Origin of the sequence: Elioraea sp., assembly GCF_022842375.1 — a bacterium.
Classification (GTDB): Bacteria; Pseudomonadota; Alphaproteobacteria; order Acetobacterales; family Acetobacteraceae; genus Elioraea_A.
On sequence record NZ_JALHPR010000078.1, the window covers coordinates 1 to 2,534 of the forward strand.

At 67.4% G+C, this 2,534-nt stretch carries 2 protein-coding genes; both read right to left on the reverse strand.

What is annotated here, in order from left to right:
• Positions 1–300: 300 nt before the first annotated feature.
• A complete protein-coding gene (locus tag Q0C38_RS23225; RefSeq protein WP_291299515.1) occupies positions 301–1,494 on the reverse strand; it encodes an IS91 family transposase in 1,194 nt (397 codons plus the stop codon).
• A gap of 2 nt (positions 1,495–1,496) precedes the next feature.
• A complete protein-coding gene (locus Q0C38_RS23230; protein WP_291299516.1) occupies positions 1,497–2,405 on the reverse strand; it encodes a tyrosine-type recombinase/integrase in 909 nt (302 codons plus the stop codon).
• Positions 2,406–2,534 lie beyond the last annotated feature (129 nt).

Consider the following 2,534-nt stretch of genomic DNA (forward strand, 5'->3'; position numbering starts at 1 on the left):
TCGTGAAGAGTTTCGGGCGCCGTCAGGCGTACGAAAGTCCCCGAGGAAGGAACCCGCGGGGCACAGTCGACGGCTATGGGGATTTCGATCTGCGGCCGATGTCGGCGATGGCGTGATCGCCGCTGGGAAGCGTGGGCATGGATGTGAAGAGGCGGCTTCGTTGTGCCTCCGCGCAGTCCAACCGATCCCGCACGAGGCTCGTGGCGACGCTGTCGGCGGCGATTTTGACGATAGACGCGCGCGGGTCCGATGCCGGCGACTGGGCGCCTGCGGCTGAAGGTTCGACCATGCCATGCCGGGTCATAGAGTTGTCTCCCGGTTCGTCGTCGATGCTTGCGGCGGTCCGCGTGGTTGTTTCCAGCGTTCGAACGTCTCGATGACGATCATGCGGCCGCCGCAGCAGCGGCATGGCGGGCGGAAGTCGTCCGGCACGCCTGATGTACCCTCATCAGGCGGCGCGGCGACATCCAGGAGTTCTCGGGCGAGCGCGAGGCTGGCCTTGCGGGCGGAGCCGGCCAGCAGTCCGTAGTGCCGGATGCGGTGGAACCCGCGAGGCAACACGTGCATCAGGAAGCGGCGGATGAACTCGTCGGCCGCAAGCGTCATGACCTGCTGGCGGTCGGCACCGTAGCGGCGATAATCCTTGTAGCGGAAGGTGACGCGGTGCTCATCGAAGGCGATCAGACGACTGTTCGAGATCGCGACCCGGTGGGTGTAGCGCGACAGGTAGGCAAGCACCGCCTCCGGTCCCGCGAACGGCGCCTTGGCGTAAACCACCCAGCGCTTTGTCCGGACAGGAGCAAGGTGGCGCAGGAAGGCTCGGCGCTCGGTGAGGTGCGCCATGGTGCCGAAGAAGCCGAGCCGTCCAGCATCGTGCAGCGCGAGCAGCCGGGTCAGGAAGAGCCGCCGGAACAGCTTTCCGAGCACGCGAACCGGAAGCAGGAAGGCCGGCCGCGACGAGATCCAGCGGCTTCCGTCCGGCGCGATGCCGCCGCCTGGCACGATCATGTGCACGTGCGGATGGTGGGTCATCGCCGACCCCCAGGTGTGAAGCACGGCTGTGATGCCGATGCGCGCACCGAGATGCTTCGGATCGGCGGCGATCGTCAGCATCGTCTCCGACGCCGCCCTGAACAGCAGATCGTAGACGAGCGCCTTGTTCTGGAACGCGATGTCAGCGACCTCGGCGGGCAGCGTGAACACGACGTGGAAATAGCCCACGGGCAGCAGGTCCGCCTCGCGCTCGGCGAGCCACGTCCGCGCCGCCGCGCCCTGGCACTTCGGGCAGTGCCGGTTGCGGCAGGAGTTGTAGGCGATGCGCCACTGGCCGCAGTCCTCGCAGGCTTCGACGTGACCGCCGAGCGCCGCGGTGCGGCAGTTCTCGATCGCCGACATGACCTTGAGCTGGGCGAGGCTCAGGTGCCCTGCATGAGCGGCCCGATACGCAAGCCCTGCGGCTCGGAAGATGTCGGCGACTTCGATCGAGGCGCGCACGCTCAGCCGCCGGGCGAGATCTCCGTCGGCCTGAACAGCCCAAGCTTGTCGAGAGGGCTCGTGACCGTGCGAACCGTTCTGGTCGCGACCTTGGCGTAGAGAGCCGTGTTGTTGAGCTTGGCGTGTCCGAGCAGCACCTGAATGATCCGGATGTCGGTGCCGTCCTCCAGCAGGTGGGTCGCGAAGCTGTGGCGCAGCGTGTGCGGCCCGACCCGCTTGGTGATCTCGGCGGCCCGGGCCGCCTCGACAACGATGCGATAGAGCTGTCGCGTGCTGATCGGCTTCATCGCGTGCTGCCCCGGGAACAGCCAGCCGTCGCGGTGCATCACGCCCTGCTGTCGCCCGACCTTCCACCACTCACGCAGCAGCGTCAGCAGGTCCTCGGAGAGCATGGCATTGCGACAGCGTCCGCCCTTGCCGCGTTCGACGCGCAGCAGCATGCGCTCGCTGTCGACGTCGGCGACCTTCAGCATCGACACCTCGGCGACGCGCAGACCGGCCCCATAGGCGACAGAGAGCGCGGCCTGGTGCTTGAGGCACGTGGTGGCATTGAGCAGGCGGGCAACCTCGTCGCGACTGAGCACCACTGGCAGGTTACGCCGATGCGCCAGCCGGACGAGTCTGCGCGCCAGGTCCGGGCGGTCGAGCGTGTGGATGAAGAGGAAGCGCAGCGCCGACACGATGCTGTTCGCCGTCGGCACCGGGACGCCGTCCTCCTGCTGCTCGATCTGGAACCGGCGCAGATCGTCGGCGGTAGCAGTATCCGGTGAACGCCCGAGGAATGCCGCCAGGCGTCCGATGTCGCGGAGGTAGTTGCGCTGCGTCTCGCGGGAGAAGCGCCGCATGTTCATGTCGTCGATCAGCCGCTGCCGCAGCGGGCTGACGGGTGCGTCGAGATCAGGGAAAGTCATCGTCAGGCTCCTTGTTGAAGAAGCCCGTCATGCTCTGCCGCTGCCGTGCGACGCTCAATGGAGGCCTGACCTCCGGCCTATGCCCTCTACCTCACCCCCAGCCGCCCTCCCGCGCGAGCGGGTTCGTTC